The 14,496-nt window shown below is 68.3% G+C and carries 9 protein-coding genes and 1 tRNA gene; 3 read left to right on the top strand and 7 right to left on the bottom strand.

Annotation, left to right across the window (positions count from 1 at the left end; all coding sequences use genetic code 11):
- Window positions 1-46: 46 nt before the first annotated feature.
- Both ABD714_RS16095 and ABD714_RS16090 read right to left on the bottom strand, forming a co-directional pair.
- Window positions 47-1,339: an ABC transporter substrate-binding protein gene (locus ABD714_RS16095; protein WP_344813407.1), complete on the bottom strand. Its 1,293-nt coding sequence runs from the start codon at window positions 1,337-1,339 to the stop codon at window positions 47-49.
- The gene (locus tag ABD714_RS16090) at window positions 1,336-2,382 is read right to left on the bottom strand and encodes an alpha/beta hydrolase family protein (protein WP_344813406.1); all 1,047 of its coding nucleotides are present in this window, start codon (window positions 2,380-2,382) and stop codon (window positions 1,336-1,338) included. The genes ABD714_RS16095 and ABD714_RS16090 overlap by 4 nt, the downstream gene beginning before the upstream one ends.
- 173 nt (window positions 2,383-2,555) lie before the next feature.
- Between ABD714_RS16090 and ABD714_RS16085 the strand changes: the two genes are divergently transcribed.
- Both ABD714_RS16085 and ABD714_RS16080 read left to right on the top strand, forming a co-directional pair.
- Complete coding sequence (locus ABD714_RS16085) at window positions 2,556-3,353, top strand: hypothetical protein (RefSeq protein WP_344813405.1); 798 nt, start codon at window positions 2,556-2,558, stop codon at window positions 3,351-3,353.
- A 68-nt stretch (window positions 3,354-3,421) separates the two neighbouring features.
- Window positions 3,422-3,494 (top strand) — tRNA-Ala (locus tag ABD714_RS16080).
- Between the two features lie 373 nt (window positions 3,495-3,867).
- Here ABD714_RS16080 and ABD714_RS16075 read toward each other — a convergent pair.
- Window positions 3,868-5,676, bottom strand: a complete 1,809-nt coding sequence (locus tag ABD714_RS16075) for an IS481 family transposase (RefSeq protein WP_344813404.1) — start codon at window positions 5,674-5,676, stop codon at window positions 3,868-3,870.
- 358 nt (window positions 5,677-6,034) lie between these two features.
- Here ABD714_RS16075 and ABD714_RS16070 point away from each other — a divergent pair, with 358 nt between their 5' ends.
- Window positions 6,035-6,799, top strand: a complete 765-nt coding sequence (locus ABD714_RS16070) for a DinB family protein (RefSeq protein ID WP_344813403.1) — start codon at window positions 6,035-6,037, stop codon at window positions 6,797-6,799.
- A gap of 256 nt (window positions 6,800-7,055) precedes the next feature.
- On the opposite strand, the gene ABD714_RS16065 is transcribed toward ABD714_RS16070, so the two are convergent.
- The 4 genes from ABD714_RS16065 to ABD714_RS16050 form a co-directional block, all read right to left on the bottom strand.
- Window positions 7,056-8,543 carry a VCBS repeat-containing protein gene (locus tag ABD714_RS16065; protein ID WP_344813402.1) on the bottom strand — a complete coding sequence of 496 codons (1,488 nt, stop codon included), beginning with the start codon at window positions 8,541-8,543 and terminating at the stop codon, window positions 7,056-7,058.
- A gap of 383 nt (window positions 8,544-8,926) precedes the next feature.
- On the bottom strand, window positions 8,927-11,785 hold the full coding sequence (locus tag ABD714_RS16060) for an eCIS core domain-containing protein (protein ID WP_344813401.1): 2,859 nt from the start codon (window positions 11,783-11,785) through the stop codon (window positions 8,927-8,929).
- Between the two features lie 99 nt (window positions 11,786-11,884).
- Complete coding sequence (locus tag ABD714_RS16055; protein WP_344813399.1) at window positions 11,885-13,111, bottom strand: hypothetical protein; 1,227 nt, start codon at window positions 13,109-13,111, stop codon at window positions 11,885-11,887.
- A complete protein-coding gene (locus ABD714_RS16050) occupies window positions 13,108-14,406 on the bottom strand; it encodes a hypothetical protein (RefSeq protein ID WP_344813398.1) in 1,299 nt (432 codons plus the stop codon). Before ABD714_RS16050 ends, ABD714_RS16055 begins: the two co-directional genes overlap by 4 nt.
- Between the last annotated feature and the right edge of the window lie 90 nt (window positions 14,407-14,496).

The raw sequence follows: 14,496 nt of genomic DNA, 5'->3' as shown, positions 1-14,496 counted from the left end.
GTAGGCCAGCCGCCGCCACCCCTCCCGACGCAGCCGCAGTCCGGCCTCAGCTGGTCTGCACCATCGCGTCGACCTCCTTGATGGTGGCCTCCGCGGCGGCCGCCGGGGTCATCCGCTCGAACCGCACCTCGGTCAGGAACCGGGTGAAGGAGTTCTGGGAGTCGCTGGTGCCCATCGGCTGCACCGCGGGCGTGCCGCTGATCTCGGTGAGCACCGCCTTCATGAAGGCGACCACCTCCTGGTCGGTGGCCGTGAGCCCGCCACCCATGGCCGCCAGGGCCGCGGGGTTGGACGGCACACCGCGGTTGACCAGCTGGATCTTGTTGGCGCCGGGATCGTTCAGCAGGTAGTCGACCAACGTCGCAGCCCGGTCCTGCTTGGCGGAGCGGGCGGCGACCGACCAGAACATCGTGGCCTTGCCGAACAACCCGTTGCCGGCCGCCGTGCCGTCGACCGACGGGGGGCGGAGCATGGTGATCTTCTCGTTGCCGGCGGCCTCCCGGATGCTGGCCAGCTGGTTGGTCCAGGCCCAGCTCATCGCGCTCTTGCCGGTCGGGAAGGCCTGCTGCTCCAGTGACCCGGCCCCGTCCTCGACGGCGGCCGACGCGCTGAGGGTGGCCTTCGACTTCTGCAGGTCGAGGTAGAGCTGGTACCAGGCGGTGAGGGCCGTCGGCGAGCTGCCCATCCCGTCGTCCTTCCACAGGTCCTCGCCCCGCTGCCGCAGGAAGATCGTCAGGTCGGCGTAGCTGCCCCCACCGGAGAACCCGGTCGCCACTCCCGAGGCGCTGATCTCGGTGGCGATCCGGCTGAAGTCGGCCCAGGTCCAGCTGGTGTCGTCGGGCAGCGTCACCCCGGCCTTGGCGAAGACATCGGGGTTCGCCACGATCACCCAGGCGTTCTGGCCGGTCGAGACCGCGTGCAGGACGCCATCCACCCGACCGGCGTCGAGGTCGCTGGCGGCGATGCCCGACAGGTCGAGCCCCGGCAGCTTCTCCAGGTCGGCCAGGGCGCCGCGGCCGGCGTACTCGGAGAGGTACTTGCCGTCCATGTTGATCACGTCGGGCTCGTCGTCGGCGGCGACCTGGGTGGCGAGCCGGTCCCAGTAGCCGCTCCACTCGGCCGGCTCGGTCGACACCGGGATGTCGGGATGGGCCTTGGTGAACCCGTCCACCATCTGCCGGGTGAGCTGCTGGTAGAAGTCCGGCCCCCAGAACGTGAACCGGACGGGACCCTCCGCCGACGTGGCGGCGCCGGGGCTGCACGCGGGCAGGGTGGCCGCCAGACCGAGGGCGGCCAGGCCGCCGAGCAGTCGGCGGCGGGAGAGCGTGGGGACGGTCACGGGGTGACTCCTTCGTCTGAGGGGGTGCGGAGGTGCTGTCGGAGCAGGGCGATGGCGTCGTCGGCGCAGAACCGGTGGGCCGCGTCGGTGATCACGAGATCGGGGGGTGCCGCACCCAGACCCCGCCACACGTCGACCAGCTCGTCGTGGGTGGACCGGGTGGCGGCGACGGGGAAGATCGGGTCGTGCCGGCCGGCTTCGATGATCAGCCGGCGAGGCGCGACGAGGGCGGCGACATCCGCCATCTCGAACCAGGTCAGCAGATCCGGCACCGCGTTGCAGACGCAGTGGGGGACCGTGCCGAAGCTGTCCGCGAAGGAGCTGAGGAAGGTGGCCACCACAGCGGCCGGGATCTGGTCGTCGAGGGCCGCGGCCATCAGCGCGATGGCACCGCCACCGGAGCCGCCGAGGACCGCGACCCTGGTGGGGTCGACCCCGGGGAGCGTACGGAGAGCCCGGACGGCGGCCAGCGTGTCGGCGACCCGACGGCCGAGCACCGGTCGTCCGGTGAGCAGTCCGCGCATGCCGTCGACCTGGCACGAGCTCGCGGCGGCCGGCGCGGTGTCCGGCCCCGGCGTACGGCGTCGCCCGAAGCTGATCATCTCCGGGCAGAGCACGGTGAAGCCGGCAGCGACCAGCTTGTGCGCCAGACCGCCGTGGAAGTCGTCGCCGCCCGGGGGAGCGACCAGGTCGTCGATGCCACCGCCGTGCCCGGCCACGGCCACCACGGCGAGATCCCGGCGCCGATCGGCTGCGGGGGTGAGCAGCCAGCACGGGATGTCACCCTCGTCGGTGGTCAGCGTGACCAGCCGCACCGCGTCGTCGCCGGCGACGATCAGCTCCCCGTCGGTGCCGGTCGCGTCGGGGCGACCGGTCTCGTCGCGGTGGAGGCCCAGCAGGTCCCGGAGTCGGGCGACCGACGCCGTACGCCAGTCGGCGAAGCGCTGGTGGTCCGCCCCGCCGGGATGCCGACCGCGACGGACCGCCTCCGCCCAGGCGGGCGTCGCTTCCGCGGTCTCGGGCCCGGCTTCGCGTCGCTGCATCCCGCCATGGTGCAGAAAGCGTTTGCTGACTGTCAAGGAAAGGTTTGCGTAGGGTCGAAACCGGAAACCGTTACCGGGAACTGCCGTCGGGAGACGCCGAAACGATGTCGGGAATCGGCGACACACCGGCGCGGGTGGTGAGCCGAACCACACCAGCCCCATACGGTCTGCTTGTGGGGACGACCGGTGTGATCTTCGGAGCGATTGCGATCGCGTGGCTGGCCTATCTGGTGCCTCATTTCGTCCGGAAGCGTGAGGACGACGTGGTCGTGGACACCGAGGACCCCGCTGAGCGGTTCGCCCAGTCGATGCGGATCGTCCAGCACGGCACCGCCCCGCTGCTCGACCAGGACCTGTCCGAGATCGGCACGTACGAGGTCTCGACGCCGCTGACCCGACGTGCCGCCGTGGCTGACCTCCGTCGGCTGGAGACCGTGGCGGCCCTGCGGCGTCGCCGCGTGCTGCTCGCCCTGATGGCGGTGCTGAGTCTGGTGGTCGGTCTGGCCGGTGCGCAGCTGCTGCCGTGGTGGACCACGGCGATCCCCGGCGGTCTGGTGGTCCTCTTCTTCGGCATCTCCCGCTTCAGCGTGATCGCGATGCGTCGCAGCCTCGACGCCCGCTACCGCGACATCCAGCGTGGCGGCGACGAGGTCACGGTGTTCATCAACCGGGCCAAGGTCAAGGTCGCGGCCTCCCCGGCCAGTCCGGTCGCCGCCGAGCCGGTCGAGGAGAAGTCCACCGCAGGGGCGCTGTGGGACCCCGTGCCGATCACCGTGCCGACCTACGTGTCCAAGCCGCTGGCCCCGCGGACCGTCCGCACCATCGACCTCTCCGGTCCGGCTGCGACCCTCGGGTCGCCGATCCAGCACCCCGTCACCGCCGACGCCCCGCCCACGGCCCCGACGACGGCCGGCGAGGTCGCCGCGGACGACGAGACCGGGAACGGCGAGCGGCGAGCGGCATCCGCCTGAGGTGGTAAAGTCTGCGGCTGATCCGTCCGGCCGGTGGTGCGAGAGCACCGACGTCCGCGGGTCACCGAGGGGCTATGGCGCAGTTGGTAGCGCGTCTCGTTCGCAACGAGAAGGTCAGGGGTTCGAATCCCCTTAGCTCCACCCAGAAATCTCCGCGGTGGGTGTGCCGGCGTGCACCCCAGGTGCGCCCCGACCCCGATTCAGCCTCTCCAGGCCGACAAGAGGGGAAGGAAGATGATCAGCAGCAGTCACGTGAGGAAGGCAGGGCCGATGGCGGGAGCTGTCCCCACCGGATCTCTTGATTGCTGTGATCACGGCGTCGAGCACATTTCGTCGATAGCACCAGCGAATGCCAAGTCGCCTGCGGGTGTCGACTCGTAATATTGGGTGATCCGGCCGCGCGGCATGTGACATTCATCAGAGCGCTCAGGGTCCTGGCCCGCGAGAGTTGGGCTCTTGTCGTGAAGCAGGAGATGGTTTACGGATCTGTGTCAGGTGATCCTTTACATCTGGCCTAGACAACTTGGGTGCTGACCGGTCGTGGCCGGTTGGCTTTGATGTTACGCACGGCGGTGGTGGTGGTCCGGCGGATCATCCGGGTTTCGCCGTCGTCGAACTCGATGGCCAGGGTGGTGTCGGAGACGTGGACGGTGACGGTGTGGTGCTGGTGGATCCGGCCGAGGGCGACTTTCTGGCCGCAGACCATGATCACGCCGGTGTTCGAGGCTCGTCGTTGGACCCGGATCGGTTCTGCTGAGGGTCTTGGCGGCGGCCCGGCGGGCCGGGTGCCTCGGAGTCGGGTGATCTTGTCGTGGCTGAGCGGGTTAGGTCGGACGCGGAGCAGCTCGCGGGTGTCGAGGTCGTAGAACATCAAGGTGTCGGGCTCGATCCGGATCCCGACCTGGCGGCCGCCGAGGATCTCTGCGGCGAGCAGGACCTGACCGCCGAGGGACACGGTGCCGCCGCGGGAGACGACGCGTTCGACCTCGACCGCACCACCGGGATCGGCTGGGGGCAGCGGTGACGGCCCAGCACTCACGGCGCCGGCCGCGGCCAGGGCGGCGAGGTCGGTGACGCTGAGGTGGGACCGGACGGTCTTGATGCGGGTGCCGCCGATGAGGAGGTGGATCTGGTCGATGTCGGCCCAGAAGCGGACGACCTGACCGGATCGGGCCGGACCGAGCCAGAACTGACGTCCGGCGAGCTGCATGTTTCCCGACGGCGGCACGACTTTGTCCAGCTCGACCGGGCCACCGGTCCACGGCCTGGTGGCTGTCGTGCTGGTGTCGGGTGGATCGGCGACCCCCGACGCCGCGGCGGTGGGGGTGGTGGTGAGTGTGGGTGGCAGCCACAAAGGCAACAGGTTCCGGTCCTGCTCGGGGGTGGGGGCGAACCGGTCGGCGGGGCTGACCGGCAGATCCGGGTCCAGCGCTTGATGCGGCCGGTCGGAGTTGTACTGGTCGACGAACACGTCGATCGATGCCTGCGCGGCTTGTGGTGACTCGAACGGTTCATGGTCGTCGAGGAGCTCGCGGCGCAGGGTGAGGTGAAAGCGTTCGATCTTCCCGGTGGTGGTAGGTGAGGCCGGCTGGGTCAGTCGGTGGGTGATGGCGTTGTGGCGGCAGATCCTGTCGAACAGCACTTCACCGCCCTTGCCGAACCGGTCCGTGAACTGCTTGCCGTTGTCGGTCAGGATCTCGTCGGGCACCCCGAACCGGGACAGGGCTGCGGCCAGGGCCAGACACACGGCCCGGCCGGTGGCTCGCTCGACCACGGCGGCGATCACGCAGAACCGGGAGTGGTCGTCGACGCCGGTCACGACCTTGGCTTCACGGAGCACCCCGGTGGAGGGGTCGACGATCCAGACGCCGCCGACGATGTCGATCTGCCAAAGCTGCATCGGTCCGGGTCGTTCCCACCGTTGGTAGGAGTCGCGGGGACGTTTCCCACGTCGTGGGATGACCAGACCGTGACGGACCAGGATCCGGTTCACCGTGGCTGTCGACGGGATCGCCAGATCCGGTGGTGGCTTCTTCAGCAGCTCCATTCGGATCCGTTTCGCACCCCACCGGGGATTGGTGCGCCGCATCTCTGTCACCACCACCGCGACCGCGTCGCTGACCTGCTGCGGGCTCGACCGGGGGCGGTGAGACCGATCCGCCAGCCCGGCGACACCTTCGAGGAGATACCGCTGCAGCCAGGCATGCACGCTGACCCGTGACACCCCGACCGTTGCGGCGACCTCTGTCACCGACGCACCTGCTAGCACGGCACGGACCGCGTCCAGCCGCTGCTCGACCTTCGACAAGACAACCAGAGCCATTCCCGGCCTCCTGAGGTTCTCGGCGTCCACGACACCGCCCTCAGGATCGACCGATCACGGCCAGGTGTTAAGCATCAGCTGACACAGAACTGTTAAGCATCACCTGCGACAAGACACGAGGGTTGGGCTCTCCTCTGCTGAATCTGCCTCTTACGGGTCAAGGGCCGGCGCAAGCGCCGGGAGGCGGCGCGTGTCCTCCCTACGGTCCGGTCCGGGCCGCAGGGCGACTCTTCTGACAGCGATACACAAGCCGATTTGAGTCCCCAGTCGACGAGAGAGCCGAACAAGATCATCAGCAATCGCTCTCGCGTGTTCGCATTCACTGGCGTGGGCGGGACGGATAGGGGAAACTGTCCCGATGCCTGCTGAGTACACCCGAACTGACCAGTTCCGTGGTGCCCGCATCCACCAATGCGACCTCTCCGGCCTCGAGATTCGCGATTGCGACGTCACCGGCCTGAAGATCGTGGACTGTTATGGGGGCAACGTCTCCCTCGGTGGCAGCTTCGAGCGTGTCGTTGTCAACGACGTCGACGTCACCGCCTACGTCGAGGCCGAGCTCGACCGGCTGCATCCCAACCGGGTGCTGGCCCGTGAGGCCACGTCCGCCGCCGAATACCGGGTCGCTTGGGATGCCATCGAGAAGCAATGGGAGGAGACGCTCGACCAGGCCAGGCGCCTACCGGAGGCGAAGCTGCACGAGCAGGTCGACGGCGAGTGGTCGTTCGTCGAGACGCAGCGGCATCTGCTGATGGCCAGCGATGCCTGGATCGGCAACGCCGTGCTCGAGGAGGACGCGCCGTACCACCCGTTGGGCCTCCCTGGCGGCGGGATGCCGGCCGAAGCATCGGCGAAGCTCGGGCTCACCCTCGATGCCACCCCGACGCTCGACGAGGTCCTCGCGCCGCGGCTGGCCCGCATGGCCACGATGCGCCGGGTCGTCGACGAGCTCACCGAGGCCGAGCTCGATCGGGTGTGTGGTCGCAAGCCGGCGGACCCCTATCCGGACCGGCAGTACGTCGTGCGCCGCTGCCTCACGGTGGTGTGCAAGGAAGAGACCGAGCACCACCGGTATGCGGTTCGCGACCTCACCGTGCTCGAGGCCGATGCCCGAACCGAGTGAAGGCGCGTCCCGACAATGACGGCGATCTCGCGATCCCGCGCTGCGCACTGCCCAGCCAGGGCGCGGTGCCGATTGTGGGTGCAGTCCATTCCGGGCGTGATCGGCTTCACGAGCTGGTAGATGCCTTCGCAGGTCCACGGCGTGACATCGACGCTCCCACCCCATGGCCGCGCTGCCATCCTGTCCTGCTTGAAGCACCCGCGAGACCGAGCCTGCAGCGCTCTACGGCTTGAGCACAGTCACTGCAGGCGGTTACTCAACAGCATTGCCCGCCGAATCCGCCGGGCTCCCTTGTTCGGGCGACTAGTCCGAGTGAGTTGGAGTGCCACAGCTGATCGTGCCGCGTCACGCCCGTGCGGGAACCGTAGAGCACGTTGATCGATCCTCGTGCGCCCACGATGAGATCGCCACGTCTCACCTGCATGTCCGCTGGACTGTGGATGGCGAGATCAGCGTGCCCGTCCTTGTCGTAGTCGAGGATGCGGATCGGCCCACCGCCGACGAGGTCCTCACGCTGGGGAGTGCCCTTGATCTTGGCGCTTGCCTGGCTCCAGAGTTGGGCACCTTGAGCCTTCAGGCCTCGCCGGGTCCCGTACACAACGGTGACCGCTCCTGCATCCCGGATCCGGCCCACATCGTCGTACGGCGCTCCGATCGCTAGATCCGGGTTGCCGTCGTCGTTGAGGTCGCCAACTCCCACCCTGGTGCCGAACTGGTCCCCCGGGTCGCTCTTTCCGGGCAGGCCGGGGGAGTCTGCATCCCATATCTGGCGTGGCTGCGGATGGAACCCCGATGCGGACCCAGAGAAAACCAGCACTGCACCACATTCATCCTCCTTCGGTTCGCGGTAACAGAGGCCCGGGTCTCCGACGACGAGATCACCGAACCCGTCGCGGTCGAAGTCGGCCACGGCCAGTACGTTGCCTTGCCCGAACGAGAAGTACGGTCGCCCCAACACTGCTTCCGCTTTGAGCATCGTCGTGCCGGCCACCGTGACTCCGGTCCGTGATCCGCGGAACAGGTGGATGCTGCCGCCCCGGATCTCCTCATCTGAAGCGACCACGAGGTCGGGGTACCCATCACCGGTCACATCACCGACTGCGACAGCATCGCCGAAGAAGTCATCGAAGAATCTCTGCCCCGGCACCCCGGGGGTGTCGCGGTGGAGGATCAGCAGTTTGCGAGTCGAGATCCCCGTGGGTGAGCCGCGGTAGACGCCAACTCCGCCGTACTCGGTCTCGTTCCCTGAATTGGCAACGACAAGCTCGCTGAATCCATCGCCGTCGAAGTCGGCGGCGGCCAGGCCCGGCCCGTTCAGATCGAATTCGCCTGGGCCGATCTTGCGCGGTTTCACCACACTGTTGCGGGAGGTCAGCCCACGGGGCCCGCCATAGATGATCACGACGTCGTTGTTCGCACGGGTGGCCAGATCCGCGTAGCCGTCGCCGTCGAAGTCGCCTGACGTCATCGACTGCCCGAAGAATGCCCCATCCTGAGCGCGACCTTTGATACCCGGAGAGTCTTGGGTCAGGAACTGGTTGTTCGACGATCCCAGACCGTCCGGTGACCCGTAAGTGACATCCACGGCCCCCGCATGCTCGTGCCCGTTGACCCAGCGCTCCGCACTCCCGGCGGCCAGATCGGCATACCCGTCACCGTTGAAGTCGAACGCGGCCGAAGGGATGATCGACGGTGAGGCACCGTCAGCCGCGACAGACTGAACACCCAGCGTCAGCGCCAGCACGGGCGACAAGACACCCGCGAACCACCACCGTCTCCGCTTACTCGGGTGCACACGTGACAGCCTAGGGCCGAAACGCTCACACATCCCCTGTACATCGGCTTCTCCGGAGTTGAGGCACGCCGACGGATCATCCAGAGCTCGGTTCGATGTCGGTCCTGAACACACACGGACCTCCGGCGTACTCCGCTTCCACAGTGCACTCCACCGGCGGGCACTCCAGGCACTCGATCAACGTGTGGAGAACGCTGCCGCACAGTGGCACCAGGCCTTCGCAACGAGAAGGTCAGGGGTTCGAATCCCCTCAGCTCCACCACGAAGTACCCGTTCCCGGCCCGTCCGTCGCGGCAGCTCCAGGGGTTCGCCCACCGGCGACACCTTGAATCTCAGCCCAGCGAAGACACCCTGTTCCCGTAGCCGTGGATGCCGACGTAGGCGGTGCGACCGTCGGGGGTCAGGGCCACGCGGGTCTCGTACTCGCCGATGCCGACCGCCGCGGTGAGCAGGACGTTGCGGACGACGGCGCCGCTCGCGGGGTTGATCCGGAACAGGTACCCGTACGAGCCGGCCAGCAGCTGGTCACCGTTCAGCGCGAGGTTGACCATCGAGTAGCGGTTGCCGGCGAGGTTGGCCTCCCAGGCGGGTTTCGACCAGCTGTCGAGCCTGATCCCGTAGACGTACCCGTGCACGCCGACGTACAGGGTCTGGTCGTCGCCGGCCAGGGTCGTGGTGTAGTCGCCCACACCGACCGCGTCGGTGACCCGGAGGTTCTGCCGGAGCTGCCCGTTCGCGGCGAGGATCTGGTACGCCCGGCCGTTGGTGCCGGCGTAGACCATGGTGCCGCGGACGAGCACCGAGACCGGGTTGTAGCCCCCGCCGTCCAGGCTCCTCTCCCAAGCGAGACCGAAGTCGGTCAACCGGACGGCGTACACGTAGCCGTGGGTCCCGGCGACCAGCAGTGATCCCCACAGCGCCAGCCGCATCGTGTAGTCGCCGCTCCAGTACCTGCTGACCAGGAGAAGGCTCTTCTCCACGTGGCCGACGTTCGGCTCGATCCGGTGGACGTAGCCGTTCGATCCGGCCAGCAGCGCGTCGGGGGTGGTGATCAGATCGACCGGGTTGCTGCCCGCGCCTTCCAGGTCGGCCTTCCAGTCGATCGCGAACCCACCGTTGATCTTGATCCCGAAGGCCTGGCCCGCCACCCCGGCGAACAGCCGCTTGCCGTCGCTGGCGAGACGGACATCGCCACCGCTCTTCGACAGCACGAGCCTGCCGAGGGGCGCTCCGAGGCGCGAGCTCAGCTCGAAGACCGCTCCGTTCGTCGCGTAGAAGACCCGTTCGCCCACGAGCTGGACCGACGTCGCCCGGTAGCCGGTGTCGGGCAGGCTGGTGCTCCACCGCGTCGCCAGGTCCTCGTCCTGGGAGATGTTCGGGATCTGCGGTCCGGCGATCCGCACGATCAGGTCGTGCAGCTGGGGGAAGATCGTCTCCCCGCAGAAGTCCCGCTGGGTGTCGTTCCAGGCTTCGAGTCCGAGCAGCTGGTTGCCGGCCCCGCGCACCTGGGTGGGGAAGCGGTCACGCAGCTGCTGGGTGGTGACCGAGGTCCGGCCGCCAGCCAGCACCTCGCGGATGCTCTGCCGGGACAGCTGGGTGGTGACACTGGTCTCCTGGACCCCCTCGCTGCCGGAGGTGTGGTTGAAGAACGTGTCATCGCCCCAGACCTCGTACGGCGTCGGGTGCGACACGGAGGCGACCCAGGAGGAGTTCGTGTTGTAGTGGTCGTGGATCGCCGCCGAGGCGGACTGGGTGATCAGGCTGGACAGGAAGACGAAGTAGTCCTGGTAGGCGGCGTCGACGCTGCCGGAGGCACCGGCGACCAGACCGGGGGTTCCCCGACGGGCCTGGTACGTCGCCTGGTCCTCGGCGGTCTGCGGGTCCGTCGAGCCGCCCGCGTACGCGGAGCCGTACAGCTGCCGGGCCGCCAGCCCGGGTTGGTGATCCGCGGTCATCCGCTGCACCTCGTCCCAGTCCATCACCGGCACGAGTGACTTCCCGGCGGCCCACGAGACGAACCACTGCATGATCAGGTTCTTGTTCACCAGGTGCCCGGCCGCGAACGAGTCCTGCAGGAAGTGGTCGGCGTAGCCGACCTGGATCCAGGCCTGGTGGGTGAGACGTGCCCGGACGTTCGGATCCGACGCCGCGAAAGCCTGCTCCGCCAGGCCCTTGGCGCTCAGGTACGCCCCCTGCCAGCGATACCAGGAGAAGGGGGCGAAGTGACAGGCGTTGCGACCGAGCAGGGCCGAGTAGTGGTCTGTCCCGTCGATCCCCAGCGGCAGGCTCAAGACGTCCAGGGCCTGGCTCTCCAACAGGCGGTTGATGAGTCCCGGCACCCACTGGCTGGGGCTGAAGACGGAGCCGGCAAAGGGCGTGGTCTCGGTCCGACCCGCCAGCTTGCTGAGCTGGATGTAGCTCTCCTGGCGGATGTACTGGAGGATCGGCAGCAGCACCGTCTTGGGGGTCGTGTCGGCGGTGGGTCCGGTCGCGATGTAGTCGGGGAGCGCGTTCAGCTCGCCGTAGGTGACGAGCAGCCCGCTCTCGGCCAGCCGGAAGGTCTGAATGTCCGGGCACACCTTCCTCAGGCTCTCCTCGGTCACCGACTCGGGCTCGGCGTACCACAGGTACTGCAGGGCGATCTCCCGGTCGAGCACCTGGGTTCGCGGGGTGCCGGCGGGGCCCGCGATCCGGACCAGGTCGGGCGTGCTGACGTCTCCGAGGGCGCGATGCTCGAAGGAGTCGTGGCACTGGATCGCACCGGCTCTCGCGACCACCGCCGCTGTGCCGCCTCCGACCGGTACGCCACGGAGCGCGGCCGGCAGCGGGGCGCCTTCCAGCACGTGACGGGCCGCGTCGTCGGCCTCCCGCTCCCACCGGTCGCCCGCTCGGCCGCGGAACGGCTCGTCGCGGTCCCCGGGGACCGGCAGCCGGCCGGACGACTGCTGCAGCACGTGGGCGACCTCGTGCGCGAGCAGCCCGAGTCCCGGTCGTCGACCACGCCGGAGGTAGACGTCGGAACCGACAGTGACGGCGTCCGCGCCGAGACGCTCGGCGAACGCCTCGGCCTGCTCGTCGTCATGGAGCCGTACGGCACTCAGGTCGGTGCCGAACGCCCGCTCCAGCCGGGCTCGGGTCCCTGGTGGGAGGGGATGGGCGTTCGTCTCCTCCGACGTCGGCACAGCTGTCATGTCCATCCCCTGTTCGCTCGCTGGTGCTGATGGGTTGTCGGCGTGCTCCCGAGACGTCGACGGCCGGATCTGCTCGTCGACGTGCCGGGTCAGCCGCCGTCATCCGGTCAGGAAGACGACGTACTCGTAGTTGAAGCCGTTGCTGCCGTCCAACGGGGAGGGCGACTCGTACTGGTTCTGGTTCGTGCCCATGGCCGCGCCGAAGCCGTTCGGCGAGCTCCCGATCTGCATCGACAACCCGGTCGCCCGGCCTTCCATGGAGTTGTAGAAGCCCTCGGGGTCGACCCCACCCTGGGGAATGACGGCCAGGCTGTTGGGACCCATGTCAGGGATGTCGATCGCGAAGCTCACGCCTTCGGTCCCGTTGCCCGGCGGCGACTGGATCACCGTCGCCAGGCCCTTCCAGGTGCTGTCGTTCTGCAGCAGGTAGTCGGCGCGGTAGATCACCGAGCAGGCCGGCTGGACGCCGGGCGGCGCAGGGGCCGGTCCCGGCGGCGGGAGGAGTCCGTCCTGGGGTTGCTGCTTGATCGACAGGTTGTAGTTGTAGGCGACGCGCAGCTGCAGCGGCCACTGCGAGGCGTTGAAGACCCGGATCCAGGCCGTCATCGTCTTGGCCAGACCGAACGCGAGGATCATCAGCACGAGGGTCAGGCCGGCGACCGCGATCCCGATGATCGCGAGCGGCCCGAACTCGACCGACAGGGCCAGCTCGTCGGCCACGACCTCACCCTCGATCGCGGCATCCTCCGCCGCGGCCTCGGCGGCGTCCGAGGCGATCGTCTCGGCCTCGCCGGCGCCCTCGCCCGCTGCCTCGGCGACGTTGTTGAAGAAGCTCGTGACGAAGTTCTTCAGGGCACCGAGCAAGGTCAGCAGCGCCGGGCCGAGCGCCGTCGCCGCCACCCCCGGCCCGAGCTTCTCCACCGTGGTGATGAAGACGTCCATCGGGGTCTGGTCGGTCACCATCCACATGGTGGCGATGCCGGCTTCCTTGTAGTCGGTGGTGTCGCTCTGCAGCACGTCCGGCGACAGCTGGGTCTGCAGGATCAGGCTGCCGTACTGACCGGACGCGATGTAGGCGGGCTGCCCGGGTGTCAGGAAGCCCAGGTTCAGCTGGCTGGCGTCGTCGACCAGCCGCCAGCTCTGCTCGCCCTTGGCCACCAGGTCGGCCAGCTCCTTACGAGCCCGGGCCTCGGAGGAGAAGAAGTCGTACGTCGCCTGCCCGCCGCCGGAGGCGACCCGGAGCAGCTGGAGCAGACTGGGATCGTCGGGGGCGCCGCTGACGCTGTTGGCCGCCCGCAGCTTCACCTGCGGCAGGTCGTCGCTCATGCCGACACGCTGCCGTCGGTGAGGACGACCAGGTGCTCGTAGTTGTAGCCGACCTCGCCGGAAAGCGGCGAGGCGGTACGACCCTGGAGCGCATTGGTCGCCACCCGGAGCGTGTACGGCCCGGAGGTGGCCGACCCGGTCAGAGCCGGGGTGATCCGACTCTCCGGATCCTCATCCTGAAGCTTGTCCCACGCGTCGTTGCACGACTCGTTGGTCAGCTCCACCAGGATGACGTTCGGGTCCCCCGAAGGGATCTCCACCCCGACCTTGAAACCGGGGAAGTCGCCGTTGGGCTCCGCGGTCATCAGGTAGCCGACACCGAACAGCTCGTTGGTGTTGAGGAAAGCCGCCTCGGCGTAGTAGATCGCCGTGTCGGAGCCGATGATCCACGGTGGCGACGTGGCCTTGGACACGTGCGTGACGACGGCGGTCGACCCGATCTTGGCCGGGCCGTTGCTCATCCCGGTGTGACCGTCGACCTTGCAGACCCCGAACGTGATGTCGAGCTTCGTCACGTTGTAGAAGCGGATCTGGGCGTTGATCTCCTTCGAGATCAGCTGCAGGATGAAGACGATCGCCATGATGCCGATGCCGACCGCGAAGAGCACTCCCTGAGCAACCGTGATGGAGACGTCGGCGAAGACGCCCTCGGCGACCTCGGCCCCTTCCTCGGCGGACTCCTCGGCCGCCTCGCTGGCATCGGACTCGACGTCGTCCTCGGCCTGGTCGGCATCCTCGCTGCCGCCACCGCTGACCCGGTTGTAGATCTTGATCGCCGTGTTCTTGATCCAGTTCGCCACCGACTTGATGATCGACAGCCCGAACTTCGCGAGCACCGGTGCGGCCAGCAGCCCACCCAACCCCAGCCCGGCGTAGTGCACGTCGTTCAAGATCATCTGGCTGGAGCCCTGGTCGGTCGTGAAGGTCACGTACGCGATGCCGACCGGCTTGTAGGTGTCCTTGCTGCCGGTCCCGTCCTTGAGTGGTCCGGTGTCGGTGAAAGTGTGCGACACGCTGAGGAAGTTGTTGCCCTGTGCCACGTACTTGACCGGATCGCCGGACTCCTTGTCCGTGCCGTCGAGCCAGACCTCGTCCCCGCCGGTGGCGATCGTCTGGTAGAGACCCTGCAGGGCCTGGAAGTGCCCGGCGAAGAACTCGTACACCGGGTCGCCGCCGACCAGTGCGGTCTCGATGAGCTGGACGAAGCTGGGTGTCGTCGGCGAGGCCGAGTTCACGCCAGGTCTCGGCTGGACCTGGATCTGGTGGTCGGCGGGCGTGTCTGTGGCGGTGGGCATGAGGGTCTCCTTGTGGGGTGGGGACTGTGGGGTGGGGACTGTGGGGTGGGGACTGTGCGGTGGACGGGACTGAGGGTGTGGCGAGGGTGG

It is taken from the genome of Microlunatus aurantiacus (assembly GCF_039536605.1).
GTDB lineage: Bacteria > Actinomycetota > Actinomycetes > Propionibacteriales > Propionibacteriaceae > Microlunatus > Microlunatus aurantiacus.
The sequence above is the reverse complement of the archived record's forward strand: the minus strand, read 5'-3'. Positions and strand labels throughout refer to the sequence as shown.